This is a genomic window from Microbacterium resistens NBRC 103078, from assembly GCF_001552355.1.
Lineage (GTDB): Bacteria > Actinomycetota > Actinomycetes > Actinomycetales > Microbacteriaceae > Microbacterium > Microbacterium resistens.
This window is the reverse complement of the sequence record NZ_BCRA01000050.1, coordinates 1-15492: the sequence shown is the minus strand read 5'-3', so window position 1 is coordinate 15492 and position 15492 is coordinate 1. Positions and strand designations below refer to the sequence as shown.

Below are 15492 nucleotides of genomic sequence, written 5' to 3'. Positions count from 1 at the left end.
ACAGGACGAATCGGGCGACGCTCGTGGCGCCGCCCGATTCTCTCATTGCGCGGGGAGAGGCGCGGTCAGCCCTTGTGGGCCTTCACGTCCTTCTCGACCGTCGTCAGCGACGCCTGCAGGTCCTCCGCGGGCGTCTGCAGCGGCACGCCGGTGTTGCCCGAGGACTCGAGCAGCCCCTTCTGCACCGCCGGGTCGGTCTGGAAGATCTCGACGAGCTTCTTATAGGTCTCGTTGTCCTTGTCCTCCGCGCGCGCCGCGAAGATGTTGACGTACGGCAGGGCGTTGGGGTCCTGCGGGTCGTCCTGGGCGATCGCGTCCTCGAAGGAGAGACCGGCCTGCTCGACGAAGTCGTTGTTAATGATCGCGGCGTCCACGTCCGGAAGGGAGGTCGGGATCAGCGCGGCCTCGAGGGCCGTGACGGCGACCTTGGACTTCCCCTCGTCGACGTCGGCGAGATCCGAGAAGATCGTCCCGCCGCTCTTGAGCTCGATGAGCCCGGCCGACTGCAGGACGAGGAGGGCGCGCGCCTGGTTGGAGGCGTCGTCGGGGACGGCGACCTTTCCGCCCTCCGGGATGTCCTTCACGTCGTCGTACTTCTGCGAGTACAGGCCCAGCGGGTAGATCGCCGTCGAGCCGATCGGCTGCAGGTCCTCTCCCGAGGCGACGTTGTACTGCGCGAGGTAGACGATGTGCTGGAACTGGTTGAGGTCGAGGTCGCCCTCGGTGACGGCGGGGTTGGGCTCCTCGTAGGACGTGAAGTCCTTCAGCTCGACGGTGATCCCCTCCTTCTTCGCGGCGGCGACGAAGGCGGGCCACTGGGCGTCGCTCTTGCCGACGACGCCGATGGTGACGACCTCGTCGGGGGCGGAGCCGTTCTCGGCACCGGCGGAGCCGGACGCGCAGCCGGCGAGGGAGACGACGAGCGCCGCGGCCGCGGTGGCGGCGGCGAGCACGGAGGTGAGACGACGGGACATGGCTGTGGGTTCCTCTCTCGGGGGACTCAGACACGGTAGATGCGGGATCCGGTCCCGTCCGAATCCGGCCGTCACACGGCGTCACAGCGAGCGCGGCGGGCGCCCGGCGCGCCGTGCAGGGGAACAGCGCGGTTGCCGCACGGAGGCCGCCCGTCGGAGGATGGACCCGTGGATGCCGCTGACCAGACCGTCGACACCCCGCCTCGCCGCCGCTTCGGACGCCGGGGGTGGGTGCTCGTCGCCCTGATCGCGGCGCTGCTGGTCGCCCTGCTCGCGGTGCTGCTGTGGCCCCGCCCCGCCGAGCCCGTGACACACCCGACGCCGAAGCCCACCGCGTCCGCGTCCGCGACCCCCACGCCGACCTCCGCCACTCCCGCCGGATTCCCCGCGAACAACATCGCGTACGACACGGCGACCCTCCCCCAGGCGGACGTGTTCGCCGTCATCCCGGCCCTGCCCGTCGACCCGACGCCCGACGCGCCGTTCCTCGGGCTGACCGCCCGGGTGACCGGGGAGGCGGCACCGGTCTGGGCGGACCCCCTCGGGCCGCCCGTGGCCGCCCTCCCCCGCGACTACACGTTCGACGGCACCACGGTCGCCGTGGTGGAGCGTCAGCAGAACTGGGTCCGGGTGCTCCTCACCGGTCGCCAGGCCCTGCCCTCCGGCGGCAACGCCGGCCAGATCACGGGGTGGCTCCGTGCGGCCGACGTCGAGCTCGCCCCCGCCGAGGCCGTCGTCGAGGTCAGCCTCTCCGCTCGCACCATCGAGATCGTCCGCGGCGGCGCGCGCGAGACGATCGCGACGGACTTCGGCTCCGGCATGGCGGAGTCGCCCACGCCATTGGGCCGGTCCTTCATCATGATGACCCGTGCCGTGCCCGAGTTCGAGTACACCCGGGGTCACCCCCTGGTCTACCTGTCGGTGCAGTCGCCGACGCTGGACGGCTTCGGCGGTGCCGAGGCCGCCGTCACGGCGTTCCACTATCACGACGATCGCACCGGGGCGAACTCCAACGGCTGCCTGCGGGTGGACGAGGCCGCGATCGCCAAGCTGGCGGAGCTCCCCCAGGGCACCGGGGTGTTCATCCGCCCCTGACCGACCTGCCGATGCGGCCCGGTCCGCACGCCCTCAGGCCAGCTCCTCGACGCCTCGCAGCCTGACCTCCTCCAGATCCAGCCGCGCCGAGACCCGGCGCACGACCAGATCGTCCACGGTGCCCGCCCGGCGCAGTCCCCGCAGCACCTCGCGCTTGCGGTCCAGCATCGCCAGCTTCAGCCGGGTGTGCTCCTCGTGGCGCAGGATCGGCGAGCGCTGCCGCAGGTCGACGTCCGTGGACGAGGCGATCATCTGCAACGGCGTCGCCTCGACAGCGGCGCCGGTCGACGCGGCCAGCGGATCCGGCTCGTCGAGGAGCACGTCCAGCGCCTCCGCCTCGGCATCGATGAGCGCCTGCTCCCGCGCCATGGTCCTGGCGTTGGCGAGCTCGAGCATCTGGTACCCCTCGAATCGGATCCGGTCGCGCACCTCGTCGCTCACGCCGTGCTCGCGCGCCAGGTCGTCGAGAGCCGTGAGCGCGGCACCGGAGATCGTCCTCTCAGCGAGCTCGTACTCCTCGTCCTCGGTGTGATCGACAGGCAGACGTGCCCAGCGCACCACCGCCGGCAGGAGGGGGCCCTGCACGAGAAGGCTCAGCAGGATCACCCCGGCCGTGACCACGATGACGTCCTCCCGTCCGGTGAGGGCGCCGCCGTCGGACGTGGTCAGGGGCACGGACAGCGCGATGGCCAAGGACACCGCCCCTCGCATGCCCGCCACCGTCGAGACCAGCCGCGCACGACCGCGGACGCCGGACGCCGGCCGAGGACCGCCGGAGCGCAGGAACGGGACGCTCAGCCACTGGAAGAGGTAGCGGACGAGGAACAGGGTCGCCCAGACGGCGAGGGTGACGAGCACGAGCCGGCCGATGCGTGCGAACGGAACCTCGTGGACGACGTACTGGACCTCCAGCCCGATGAGGACGAACAGCGCTCCGTTGAGCAGGAACACCCCGAAGGGCCAGGCGGCGTCGGCCTGGCGGCGCGAGGCCGCCGTCGTGATCTGCGGCAGGACGTACGCGACGACGAGACCGGCGACCACCACGGCGAGGACCCCGGAGGCGTGCACGAGCTCGGCCACGAGGAAGGCGGCGAACGGGACGAGCAGGAGCGTGAGGTTGATCGCGAGGGTGGACCGGATCCGGCGCAGCGCCATCGCGGCCGCCCCGGCCACCGCCGCGCCGGCGGCGATCCCGCCGAGATAGGACACGATCACGGTCCCGGTGACCGACCACGGCGTGATGCGCCCACCGGTCGCGACCGTCACGGCGATCGCGTACAGCACGAGCGCGGTGCCGTCGTTGGTGAGGCTCTCCGCCTTGAGCTTCATGAACATGCGGTGCGGCAGAAGCCGTCCGAGCGCGGCGACCGCGGTGGCGTCGGGCGGCGCGACCGCGGCGCCGAGGGTGAGGCCGATCTCCCACGGCAGACCGAGGAGCACGGCCACTCCCGCCACGGCGAACGCGGACGCCACGACCAGCAGCGTGCTCATCGGCAGGATGTGGCGCACATCGCGGCGGATGGAGCGCAGCGACGTGGTGAGGCTCTCCCAGAACAGCATGACGGGGAGGAACAGGAGCAGGACCGTCTCCGGCGGGAGCTGCACCTGCCGCAGCGCCGGGACGAAACCGAGGAGGAGCCCGAGCACCACGAGGACCAGCGGCAGCGCGAGGCGCAGCCGCGGGGCGAGCAGAGTGCCGACGAGGATCGTGAGTCCGAGCAGGACCGTGATCTCGAGACCTTCCATGTCCACCTCCGGAGGCGCGGGCCATCGGGCGTCCGGGGTCCGGACGATCGCGGCGTCGAGGGGCGGGCGCGGCGAGGCCCGCGGGGGTCTCAGCGTCCGACAGGGTCACGGTATTCCCTGCGACGCGGTCACGACAGGGGCGGGCGGGGCCCGCGCATCGTCCGACCGTGCGCGGGCCCAGGTCCGGCGCGAGCGGTCATCCCCCTGACCGGCTCCCCCGGACTTCGCCCCCAGTGGAGATAGACGGTCGTCTATCTCGTCCGTCGAGCGTAGACGCCGCCGAGCGACGACGCAACCGCGCAGGACCGCCGGCGCGTCCGCGTCGGATCTCAGTCGGCGCTCTCCGCCACGGTCAGGTGCGTCAGAGCGTCGCGGACGACCGCCTCCGCGTCGCCGATCCCGATCCCCGCGAGCGCCGCTCGGACGAACAGGGGCTCATGACGGGGGCGGAACGTGTCCGGGAACCGACTCGCCGGGAGGAACCCCTCCAGGACGATGACGAGGTACTGGACGGCGTCGTCGATCGGCATCGTGAGCGTGTATCCCTCCCGCTCGACCGCGCCGCGCAGCCTGCCCTCCAGCATCTCCGCCATCGTGCGACGCATCGGCGCGACCCGGCGGCTGTCCACGGACAGATCCTGGAAGAGCAGCATGGCCGCCGCGACGACCGGATCGCGGTGGGCGGCCGCCGCCGTCCCGCCCATGACCGCCACGCACGCGCGGACCGGGCTCTCGGGAAACGCCTCCTCCGCGGCGCGGACGATCTCCGGCGCGTGCGTCACGACGTGACTCATCATGGCGTCGATGAGCGTGTCCTTCGTCGGGAAATGGTGGCTGAACGCCCCCTTGGTGAGGCCGATCCGCTCGGCGATCCGAGAGAGCGACGCGGCCGCATAGCCGCGCTCCAGGAACTCCTCCGCAGCGGCGGAGAGGAGGCGGGCTCGGGTCACGTCGGCAGGGCTCCCGGTGCTCATCCGCTCCACTGTAGCGAGCGGCGCACCTCGCGGTGCAACCGGGATATTGGAACCGGGTCCAGGAATCGCGCCCTCAGCCGAGCTGCTCGGTCAGCGCGAACCAGCGCTCCTCGAGCTCTGCCACCTCCGCCTCCTGGGCGGAGATCTCCTTCATCCGCTCGCCGAGACCGGCGTAGTCGGACTGGTCGTGCTCGGCCAAGGCGTGCTTGGCGGCGTCGATCCGGGCCGCGAGCTTCTGCATGCGCCGCTCGAGCGCGGAGACCTCCTTCTCCGCCGCCCGGCGCGCCGCGCCGTCGAGGGCCGTCGCCGGCGCCGGCGTCTCGTCTCGGTTCCCGCGCTCGACGACCGAGGCTCCGGTGGCCTGCTCGCGCTCCCGCAGACGCAGGTACTCGTCGACTCCGCCGGGAAGATGACGCAGACGCTGGTCGAGGATCGCGTACTGCTGATCCGTCACCCGCTCCAGGAAGTACCGGTCGTGCGAGACGACGATGAGCGTGCCCGGCCACGAGTCCAACAGGTCCTCGATCGCCGCGAGCATGTCCGTGTCCATGTCGTTCGTCGGCTCGTCGAGGATCAGCACGTTCGGCTGGTCGAGGAGCACGAGCAGCAGCTGGAGTCGCCGCTGCTGCCCGCCCGACAGGTCCTTCACCGGGGTGGACAGCTGCGCGGAGGAGAACCCGAGCCGCTCGAGGAGCTGGCCCGGCGTGAGCTCGGCGGCCTTGGATCCGGTCCCGAACGTGTACGTGGTCCGCAGGCGCCCGATCACCACGCGCACGGGGTCGTCCCAGACCTCCGTGAGCTCGTCCAGGCGCTGGGTCAGCGTGCGCACCTGGACGGTCTTGCCATGCTTGACGCGCCCCGAGGTCGGCGCGATCGTCCCGGCGACGAGACCCAGGAGCGTGGACTTCCCCGCGCCGTTGACGCCGAGGATCCCGGTGCGCTCCCCCGGCGCGATCCGCCACTCCACGTCACGCAGCACGGTCCGCTCCGGGCTCAGGTCGGTCGCGGGATACGTGACGCCGGCGTCGACCAGGTCCACGACGTCCTTGCCCAGTCGCGACACCGCGAGCGACTGCAGCGCGACGCGGTCCCGGATCTCCGGCACGTCCGCGATGAGGGCGTTGGCCGCGTCGATGCGGAACTTCGGCTTGCTCGTCCGCGCCGGGGCGCCGCGACGGAGCCAGGCGAGCTCCTTGCGGGCGAGGTTCTGCCGCTTGGCCTCGGTCGCCGCCGCCATGCGGTCGCGCTCGACCCGCTGCAGGATGTACGCCGCGTACCCGCCCTCGAAGGGCTCGACGATCCGGTCGTGCACCTCCCAGGTCTCCGTGCACACCTCATCGAGGAACCACCGGTCGTGGGTGACGACCAGGAGCGCGCCCTGGTTCGCCGCCCAGCGCTTCTTCAGGTGGGCCGCGAGCCAGGTGATCGCCTCGACGTCCAGGTGGTTCGTGGGCTCGTCCAGCGCGATGATGTCCCAGTCGCCCGCCAGCAGCCGCGCGAGCGCCACCCGGCGCCGCTGGCCACCGCTGAGCGCCGCCACGGGAGCCGTCCATTCGAGGTCGCCGACCAGCCCGTCGATGACGTCGCGGACCCGCGGGTCCCCCGCCCACTCGTGCTCCGGCACATCGCCGACGATGGCCGCGGCGACGGTCAGCGCGTCGTCGAGGACGTCGGCCTGGTCGAGCACGCCGATCCGCGTTCCGCCGCGGACCGTCACCCGGCCGGCGTCGGGGTCGAGGCGACCGGCGAGCATCGCCAGGAGGCTCGACTTCCCGTCGCCGTTGCGTCCGACGATCCCGATGCGATCCCCCTCCTCGACCCCGAGGGTGACGGAGTCGAAGACGATGCGGGTGGGGAATTCGAGGTGGAGGCCTTCGGCCCCGAGAAGATGTGCCATGTCCTTACCAGGGTAGACGGCTCCGCGCGCACGTTCGGCGCCCGCCGGGAGGGGGCTCGCACCCCTCGTCGCTCTTGAGGATGTCGCCCCGGACGGCAGAGGATCCGACATGCCTGCATTCCGGGTCACGGATGAGTCTCTCTTAGAATGTTTCTTCGAATGTCGGGCCGTCTGAAGCTAGGCTCGGAGTATGCCCGATCTGATCCGCATCCTCCAGCAGGCGGCCGCCGCCCTGGCGTCGGCGCGGTCGGACGGGGCCACGCTCACCCGCGCGGACCTGATCGCCGCGAACGACGCCGCCGGTCTGGTCCGGCGCCGGCTCGACGCGGTGCACGCCGAGATCGCCGCCCGCATCGCGGAGGAGTCCCGCCCGGAGCTCGGGCCGGAGAGCCTGGCGAAGCAGCAGGGTTTCCGTACGCCCGCCCACCTCATCGCGACGAGCACCGGCGCCTCCGCGGGCGAGGCGCAGTGCCTCGTGAAGGTCGGCGAGGCCACGGCACCGCGGACCAACCTGATCGGTGAGCCGATGCCGGCACGGTATCCGGCGGTGCAGGCCGCGCTGCACGCGGGCACGATCGGCGCCTCCGCGGCCGGTGCGGTCATCGCGCTGCTCGACCGGGTGCGCGTGAAGGTCGGCGCACAGCGGATCGCCGAAGCGGAGCAGGTGCTGACGGAGCAGGTGCCGGGACTCTCGATGGACGAGATCCGGAGACTGATCGTTCGCGCCGAGGCCTGGCTGGACCCGGACGGCGTCGCGCCCCGGGAGGAGCAGCTGCGCGCGCAGCGCTCGCTGACGATCGTCGAGCGGGACGGCATGATCCACCTCGACGGCCGATTCGACCCGGAATCCGGCGCCCCTCTCCTCGCCGCGATCGACGGATACGTCTCCGCGGAGTTCGCGGCCACGCGTGAGGGGCGCCACCCCGGGGCCATGGACGCCGACCGCCGCCCGGTCGCGCAGATCCGCGCGGATGCGTTGTCCCATCTCGCCGCCCATGCGCTCGGCTGCGAGCGGAGCACGCCCCTGAACGGCGCCACGGTCGTCGTGCGCGTCGGGCTCGGCGACCTCCAGACGGGCACGGGGTCCGCGATGATCGACGGCATCGCACAGCCGGTGAGCATCGCCACGGCCCGCCGGATGGCGGCCGGGGGAAGCGTCATCCCCTGGGTCTGCGGCAGCCGGGGAGAGGTCCTCGACTGGGGTCGACGGCGGCGGCTCTTCAGCCGGGCTCAGAAGCTCGCGCTGACCGAACGCGACGGCGGGTGCGCGATGTGCGGTCTCCCGCCGCATCTGACCCGGGTCCACCACATCCGGTGGTGGCAGCGTGACACCGGTCCCACCGATCTCGACAACGGGGTCCTCCTCTGCGAGACCTGCCACCATCTCATCCACGACAACGGCTGGGACATCCGGATCGACGGCACCGGTGTCGCGGCGCGCGTGTGGTTCCTCCCGCCGCCGTGGACCGATCCGGCGCGCACGCCCCGTCTCGGCGGACGGGCGAGGACCGATCCCGCGCTCCCGTCCCTCACCGGCTGACGCTCGCTCCTGTCCCTCACCGGCTGACCTGCGCTCATCCGCGGCGATCCGTCGCGTGCGGCGATGCCGCTGACGCCCGATTTCCGACGCCGGGCCGCGCCGCCGGTGCTCACCGCAGTGCGGCCTCCACCACGCCCGCATGACGATCGCGCATCCGGTGGTCCCAGAGCCCGTTGAGGATGAACGTCGAGATCCGGAACGTCAGCGCCCTCACGAGGTGCTGGCGACCGTCCGGGATCCCCGCCACCAGGTCGTGCAGCCGCGCGAGGGACAGGCCGTGCCAGCACGCCGCGTCCGCGATGACGATCGCGTCGGCGTAGCCCGTCGGACGCCAGTAGGGGGCCCAGTCGATGATCGTCGGCGCCTGGCCCGACGCGAACATCACGTTCCCCAAGAGGTCTCCGTGCACGAGCTGCGAACGCGCGCGCACGGGCTCGAAAGCATCGGCGAGACGATGGAGCGTGTCGTCCGCGGGAATCGGCTCCTCCTCCCACGCGATACGGTCGGCCCGGGCCCACGCGTCCTGGGCGGTGTCGAGGAACGCAGGCCTGTCGAGATCGGCGACGGCCGCATGGAAGGCGGTTCCCGCCGCCCGCACGTCGGCGACGCGGGACTCGTCCGTGGCGCCCGGAAGCCATTGCCATGCCTCCCACCGGTCCACGGTCCACTCCCCCGAGCGCGAACGGATCGGCCGCGGCGTGCGGAAGCCGTCGGTGTGCGCGAGGACGGAAAGGAGCTCGGCCTTCCACGCCGTCTCGCCGTCACCGGCGGACGGCCGCAGCACCATGGCGCCCGTCCGCCATGTGAGTCCGCGCCCTCCGGAGAGCCGTTCGAGCGCATCCGTGTCGGCGCCGAATGCGCGCAGCGCACGGGCCGAGGGCGGGTCAGCGGAAGACATGGGGACACCTTAGGCGAGGGCGAACAGCCCGTGCCTGCACGGACGTCCGCGAGTGTCCCGGGCTCCGCCTCCGGCCCGACGCCGAGGGGCCGTGCGGAGTCTCCTCCGCACGGCCCCTCGATTTGTCACGACTCGTGACGCGTCACTGGTACTGCTTGACGATCTCCAGCAGGTTCGGCACGTTGGCGTACGCCTCGGCGGCGTTCTCCTTCGTGACGATGACCGGGTCGAGCAGGTACGAGGGAACGACCTTCACGCCGTTGTCGTACTGCTCGGTGTCGTTGACGTCGACCTTCTCGCCCTTCTGGAGCTGGCCGACCATCTTGATCGACTGCTCCACGAGCAGCGCGGTGTCCTTGTTGATCGTGGAGTACTGGATGCCCTCCATGATCGACTTGACCGACTCGACCTCGGAGTCCTGCCCCGTCACGACCGGGACCGGCTTGCCGGCCTGCTGGACGGAGGTGATGATCGCCCGGGCCAGCGTGTCGTTCGGCGACAGCACGCCGTCCACGGTCTTGTCCCCGTACGTCGAGGTGAGGATCGAGTCCATCCGGCGCTGCGCGTTCTCGGCCTTCCAGCCGTCGGTCGCCGTCTGCTTGATGTCGGTCTGCCCGGACGCCACGACGAGCGTGCCGTCGTCGATCTTCGGCTGGAGGACCTCCATGGCCCCGTCGAAGAAGACCGCCGAGTTGGCGTCGTCGGGCGACCCGGAGAACAGCTCGACGTTGTAGGGGGCCGGGTGACCGGCGCGGGCCTCGAGGCCGTCCAGGAGCGCCTGGCCCTGGAGCTGTCCGACCTTGAAGTTGTCGAAGGCGACGTAGTAGTCGACCGCGTCCGTGTTCTCGATCAGACGGTCGTAGGCGATGACCGTCGCCCCGGCCTCGTGCGCGGCCTGCACCTGCGTGGACAGCTGCTTGCCGTCCTTCGCGCCGATGATAATGACCTTCGCGCCGCCCGTGACCATGGCCTGGATCTGGTTCTGCTGCTCGGCCACGGTGTTGCTGGCCGGGGCGTACTGGACGTCGGCCTTGAACCCGGCCTCTTCGAGCCCGTCCGTGAACAGCTTGCCCGCGAGCACCCAGTTCTCACTGGTCTTGTCCGGGAGGGCGACGCCGATCGTCGCGCCCGCCTCGAAACCGGCGGGAGCGGAGGTCTCGGATCCGCCCTCGGAGGTGCCGCCCGAGCCGCCGCCGCGCTCCGAGGAGCAGCCGGCGAGAGCCATGACGCCGGCGGCGACGAGCGCTGTCGCCCCGAGCAGGATTCGCTTCTTCATGTGATCTCTTTTCTGGTGTCCGGCGGTCGCGGCGACGACCGCCTACTTTCCGCTCGCCGACGGGCTCGCGGGGGTCGGGAAGGGCTCCGGCTCGCGCCGGGAGAGGCGCCGGGTGAGGAACCCGGTCACGGAGGGGCGTCCCTGCTGCTTGTTCCACACGTCGATGCCGACCGCGACGAGCAGCACGAGGCCCTTGATCATCGAGACGACGTCGGCGCCGAAGCCGAGAAGCGCGAGACCGTTGTTGAGGAAGGCCATGACGAGGCCACCGATGATGGAGCCGATCACGGTGCCGATGCCTCCGGAGACGGCCGCGCCGCCGATGAAGACCGAGGCGATCGCGTCCAGCTCCCAGCCGTTGCCGTCCTGCGGACCGGAGGCGGTGGCGCGGGCGACGTAGATCATGCCGGCGACCGCGGCCAGGACCGACATGTTCATCATCACGAAGAAGTCCGTCCAGCGATCCTTCACGCCCGAGAGCCGGGCGGCCTGGCGGTTGCCGCCCACGGCGTAGATGTGCCGCCCGAACACGGTGTTGCGCGTGAGGAACGTGTACAGGATGACGAGCACGAGCAGGATCACGCCGGAGATCGGGAAGCTCGTGCCCTCGCGGCCGGTCGCGAACAACCAGCCGGCGTAGAGGATGACGGCGGAGATCAGCACCACCTTGACGATGCTCACCCACAGCGGCGCCTGCTCGGCCCCGATCGTGCGCTGCGACCGGCGCAGCCAGAACTCGAACCCGACCACCCAGCAGACGGCCAGCACCGCGAGGATCATCGTCGGCACGTTGAAGTTCAGCGGAAGCGCCAGCTCCGGGAGGTATCCGGCCCCGATGTACTGGAACTCCTTCGGCACCGGCACGGTCGCCGAGTCCCCGATGAACTGGTTGGCGCCCCGGAAGAAGAGCATGCCGGCCAGGGTCACGATGAACGCGGGGACCCCGACGAACGCGACCCAGAAGCCCTGCCACGCCCCGACGAGGACGCCCACGCCCACGCCCAGCAGGATGGCCGCCCACCAGGGCCAGTGCCACTCCGCCATGGACTTGGCGACGATGATCCCGGTGAAGGCGGCCACCGAGCCGACCGACAGGTCGATGTGGCCCATGATGATGACCATCACCATCCCGATCGCGAGGATCAGGATGTAGGAGTACTGGTTGACGACGTTGATGACGTTCCCCGGCGCGAGCGTGAGCCCGGTGCCCTTGGCCACCAGCGTCCAGATCTGGAACACCGCGATGATGACGATCAGGCTGCCCAGGATGCCGAACTGCCGGCCGGTGGACTGCCCCCCGCCGAACATCTTCCGGATGTCGCCGAAATGGAAGCCGCGCTTCTCGGTCTCGGTCGTCGTGCTCATGCGGTGGTCTGCGCCTTCTGGGTCAGGGAGGTCATGCTGCGCATGAGCGCCTCCGGGGTGGCTTCGGATGCGGGGATGCAGTCGGTGACGCGTCCCTCGAAGACGGTGTAGATGCGGTCGGAGATGCCGAGCAGCTCCGGCAGCTCGCTGGAGATGACGACGACGCCCTTGCCTTGCGCTGCGAGCTCGTTGATGATCGCGTAGATCTCGTACTTCGCGCCCACGTCGATCCCGCGCGTGGGCTCGTCGAGGATGAGCAGATCCGGATCCGTGAACATCCACTTCGCCAGCACGACCTTCTGCTGGTTGCCGCCGGAGAGCGTGTTCACGCCCTGCTCCACGGTCGGCGTCTTGATGCGCAGCGACCGACGGTACCGCTCGGCGACCGATGCCTCGGCCCGGTCGTCGACGACGCCGTGCCGGGCGATCTTGGAGAGCTTCGCCGACACGATGGACCTCTTGATGCTGTCGAGGAGGTTGAGCCCGAGCACCTTCCGGTCCTCGCTGACGTAGGCCAGGCCGTGGCGGATGGCGCTGCGCACGTCGGGGATCGTGATCTCGCGGCCGTCCTTGATCACGGTCCCGGACAGGAACGTCCCGTAGGAGCGCCCGAAGATGCTCATCGCGAACTCGGTGCGCCCCGCGCCCATGAGCCCGGCGATGCCGACGACCTCGCCGCGGCGCACCTCGATGCCCGACCCCTTCACGACCATCCGCTCGGAGACCGTGGGGTGCTGGACCCACCAGTCCTTGACCTGGAAGAAGACCTCGCCGATCTCGGGCTCGCGGTCGGGGTATCGGCTCTCCAGGGAGCGTCCGACCATGCCGCGGATGATGCGGTCCTCGTTGATCTCCCCCCGGCCGATGTCGAGCGTCTCGACCATGCGGCCGTCGCGGATGATGGTGATCTCGTCCGCGATCTGCTCGATCTCGTTGAGCTTGTGGCTGATGATGATCGACGTGATCCCCTTGGCCTTGAGCCCGAGGATGAGATCGAGCAGGTGCTGCGAGTCGTTCTCGTTCAGCGCGGCCGTCGGCTCGTCCAGGATGAGGAGCTTCACGTCCTTGTTCAGCGCCTTGGCGATCTCGATCAGCTGCTGCTTGCCGACGCCGAGGTGCTTGACGGCGATGTCGGGGTCCTCGTTGAGCCCCACCCGCGCCAGAAGCTCCACGGTGCGGCGCTTCTGCTCGGTCCAGTCGATGCGGACGCCGCGGCGGATCTCGTTGCCGAGGAAGATGTTCTCGGTGATCGACAGCTCGGGGATCAGCGCCAGCTCCTGGTGGATGATCACGATGCCCGCGGCCTCGCTCGCCGCGATGTCGCGGAAGCGCTGCTCCTGGCCGTGGAGCAGGATCTCGCCGTCGTAGGAGCCGTACGGGTAGACGCCGGACAGGACCTTCATCAGGGTCGACTTGCCGGCGCCGTTCTCCCCGCAGATCGCGTGGATCTCGCCGGTCCGGACCGTCAGCGAGACGTCCGCGAGCGCCTTCACGCCCGGGAACTGCTTCGTGATGGACCGCATCTCCAGGATGGGGCCCGACACGGCCGGCAACGTTGCTGTGGTGCTCACGGGACTTCCTCGATACCGACGGCCACCTCCGATGTGACCGTTCACATTGGGTAACATCGTGCATCGCCGCCCCCGCACTGTCAAGTGCGGCGCGCGATTCGCGTCAGGACCGTGACGCGGCGGATTCGCGACCGCAGAGGACGGGCACCACCGGCCCGAACGACGGCGGCTCCTCCCCGCGGATGAGGGCGAGGAGGATCTGCACGGCGCGACGCCCGAGCTCGGGGAAGTCCTGGTGGATCGTCGTCAGCGGCGGGGCGACGTGCGCCGCGACCGGGATGTCGTCGAACCCGACCACGCTCACGTCGGCGGGCACGCGCAGCCCGGCGTCGCGGAAGCCGTGCATCAGCCCGATCGCCATGATGTCGTTCGCGGCGAACACGGCCGTGAAGTCACGGCGGCGGGCGAGCTCCTGCCCCGCGAAGTACCCGAAGTCCGCCGTCCAGTCGCCGCGGATCGGGGGGAACGTCGGCAGGTCCGCGTCCCGCAGGGCCTCGAGGTACCCCCGCATCCGCGACTCGGCCTCGATCCAGTCCTGCGGACCCGCGAGATGCAGGATGTCGGTGTGACCGAGCCGGATCAGGTACTCGGTGATCATGCGGGCGCCGGCGACCTGGTCCGCGGACAGGCTCACGCCGTCGGACCCCGAGGCCGTCTGCAGGCTCACGAACGGGACCGCGACCGCCGTCCCCCGCAGCACGTTGAACACGCGGACCTGCGGCGCGAGGACGACGATCCCGTCCACGTGCTCGCGCACGAGCTGGCGCACCGCGGCGCCGATCGCCTCCGGCGTCGTCTCCGGCAGGTTCAGGGTGCTCACCGAGTATCCCTCGGCGCGCGCGGCGTCCTCGATCGCCGCGATGGACGAGGTGGGGCCGAACTCCCCCGTGGTGGCCGAGAGGATCCCGAGCGTGCTGGAGCGGCTGGTGGCCAGCGCGCGGGCGGCGACGTTCGGCCGGTAGTCGAGGACCGCGATCGCGTCCAGGACCCGGGCTTTCGTCTCGGGCCGGATGCTGGGATGCTCGTTGAGCACCCGCGACACGGTCTGGTGCGAGACGCCGGCCAGCCGCGCCACGTCCCGGATGCTCGGCATCCGGGCGCGATCGGGAGGGCTGGACAACACGGCCTCCCGGAATGTGCACGGTCACATGAGTCTCCCCATTATGACCTGCCTCCGGGTCCGCCGCATCCGCGCCGGCGCTAGGCCAGTCCGCCGTAGAGGAGCCGGGTCGTCTGCGGGTCCCGCGCCAGCCGCACCCGGTCGCCGCCCCGCGGGATCTCCAGGCGCGAGACCAGGGTGGTGAGCGCCTGCTGTCGCCCGTCGAGATCCACGACGAGGACCACGCTCGGGTTGTCGTTGATCGTCATCCCGGTGTCCTGCACCGACACGACCGTCGCGATCTCCACCGGGACGCCGGACGCGACCAGCGCCGCGAACTGCTCGGGAGCGTTCAGCGCGGCCATCCCCTGCTTCATGCTGTCCGTGAACTCGCTGCCCATGAAGGCCTTGGTCATCCGGCCCATGAACCCGCGCCCCTCGGCGATGTCCTCGGCCATCCTGGCGGCGTCGGCCTGGCGCTCCTGCATCGACTTGCGGTTGAACAGTCCCATCCGGATCTCCCGTCGTCCTGGCAGCGGTTCCGCTGCATCTGGACGTCACGCTACGGAAGGACCCGGCGCTCCCGATCACGGATTCGGAGTCGTCGGCGACCGTTCATCCGGGGTTCAGCCGATGACCCGCGCTCCGGGGACCGGGCCATGCACGTGCAGCGCCCGGCGTCCGGACGCGCCCAGACGCTCCCGGACCCGGGCGGCGATGCCCGGCCCCTCGCACAGCAGCGCGACCGTCGGGCCGGAGCCGGAGACGATCCCCCGCAGCGCCCCGGCGGCCACGCCCTCGTCGATCACCGTCTGCAGATCCGGTCGCTCCAGAAGGGCCGCGACCTGCAGGTCGTTGTGCAGCTCGTCGGCGAGCACGTGCGGATCGCCCGCGCGCAGCGCCTGCAGCACCGCCGGCGGGACGTCGAGCGAGAGCGGCGGGTCGTCGGCGAGCGCCCCCTCCTCGTCGCGGTGCGCATCCAGGCGGCCGTAGACCGCCGGCGTGGACATGCCCTCGTCGCTCGGGACGAGCACCCAGTCGAGCCGGCCGCGCGCCA

At 70.9% G+C, this 15492-nt stretch carries 12 protein-coding genes and 1 pseudogene; 2 read left to right on the top strand and 11 right to left on the bottom strand.

The window, feature by feature from the left end:
* Positions 1-65: 65 nt before the first annotated feature.
* Positions 66-974: a MetQ/NlpA family ABC transporter substrate-binding protein gene (locus tag MR1_RS09575; protein ID WP_067245510.1), complete on the bottom strand. Its 909-nt coding sequence runs from the start codon at positions 972-974 to the stop codon at positions 66-68.
* A gap of 168 nt (positions 975-1142) precedes the next feature.
* Here MR1_RS09575 and MR1_RS09570 point away from each other — a divergent pair, with 168 nt between their 5' ends.
* Positions 1143-2069 carry a L,D-transpeptidase gene (locus tag MR1_RS09570; RefSeq protein ID WP_067245507.1) on the top strand — a complete coding sequence of 309 codons (927 nt, stop codon included), beginning with the start codon at positions 1143-1145 and terminating at the stop codon, positions 2067-2069.
* A gap of 33 nt (positions 2070-2102) precedes the next feature.
* Here the strand turns inward: MR1_RS09570 and MR1_RS09565 are convergent, their stop codons facing one another.
* The 3 genes from MR1_RS09565 to MR1_RS09555 form a co-directional block, all read right to left on the bottom strand.
* Positions 2103-3815, bottom strand: coding sequence for a Na+/H+ antiporter (locus tag MR1_RS09565; protein WP_067245503.1), 1713 nt, complete (start codon positions 3813-3815; stop codon positions 2103-2105).
* A 329-nt stretch (positions 3816-4144) separates the two neighbouring features.
* Complete coding sequence (locus MR1_RS09560; RefSeq protein ID WP_067245501.1) at positions 4145-4789, bottom strand: TetR/AcrR family transcriptional regulator; 645 nt, start codon at positions 4787-4789, stop codon at positions 4145-4147.
* A 73-nt stretch (positions 4790-4862) separates the two neighbouring features.
* The gene (locus tag MR1_RS09555) at positions 4863-6686 is read right to left on the bottom strand and encodes an ABC-F family ATP-binding cassette domain-containing protein (RefSeq protein ID WP_067245499.1); all 1824 of its coding nucleotides are present in this window, start codon (positions 6684-6686) and stop codon (positions 4863-4865) included.
* A 190-nt stretch (positions 6687-6876) separates the two neighbouring features.
* Here MR1_RS09555 and MR1_RS09550 point away from each other — a divergent pair, with 190 nt between their 5' ends.
* Entirely contained in the window at positions 6877-8226 is a 1350-nt protein-coding gene (locus MR1_RS09550; RefSeq protein ID WP_067245495.1) for an HNH endonuclease signature motif containing protein, read from the top strand.
* Between the two features lie 109 nt (positions 8227-8335).
* Here MR1_RS09550 and MR1_RS09545 read toward each other — a convergent pair whose 3' ends face one another.
* The 7 genes and pseudogenes from MR1_RS09545 to MR1_RS09515 all read right to left on the bottom strand — a co-directional run.
* Positions 8336-9124: a hypothetical protein gene (locus MR1_RS09545; protein ID WP_067245492.1), complete on the bottom strand. Its 789-nt coding sequence runs from the start codon at positions 9122-9124 to the stop codon at positions 8336-8338.
* Positions 9125-9266: 142 nt separating this feature from the next.
* Positions 9267-10400 (bottom strand): substrate-binding domain-containing protein, encoded by a 1134-nt coding sequence (locus MR1_RS09540; RefSeq protein WP_067245490.1) that lies wholly within the window; start codon positions 10398-10400, stop codon positions 9267-9269.
* 42 nt (positions 10401-10442) lie between these two features.
* Entirely contained in the window at positions 10443-11765 is a 1323-nt protein-coding gene (gene mmsB / locus MR1_RS09535; protein WP_067245488.1) for a multiple monosaccharide ABC transporter permease, read from the bottom strand.
* On the bottom strand, positions 11762-13393 hold the full coding sequence (mmsA, locus tag MR1_RS09530) for a multiple monosaccharide ABC transporter ATP-binding protein (protein WP_174522527.1): 1632 nt from the start codon (positions 13391-13393) through the stop codon (positions 11762-11764). The genes mmsB and mmsA overlap by 4 nt, the downstream gene beginning before the upstream one ends.
* 46 nt (positions 13394-13439) lie before the next feature.
* On the bottom strand, positions 13440-14429 hold the full coding sequence (locus MR1_RS09525) for a LacI family DNA-binding transcriptional regulator (RefSeq protein WP_067245486.1): 990 nt from the start codon (positions 14427-14429) through the stop codon (positions 13440-13442).
* A gap of 107 nt (positions 14430-14536) precedes the next feature.
* Positions 14537-14947, bottom strand: a complete 411-nt coding sequence (locus MR1_RS09520; protein WP_067245485.1) for a hypothetical protein — start codon at positions 14945-14947, stop codon at positions 14537-14539.
* A gap of 114 nt (positions 14948-15061) precedes the next feature.
* Positions 15062-15492, bottom strand: a pseudogene (locus MR1_RS09515) (4-(cytidine 5'-diphospho)-2-C-methyl-D-erythritol kinase); the annotation flags it as partial.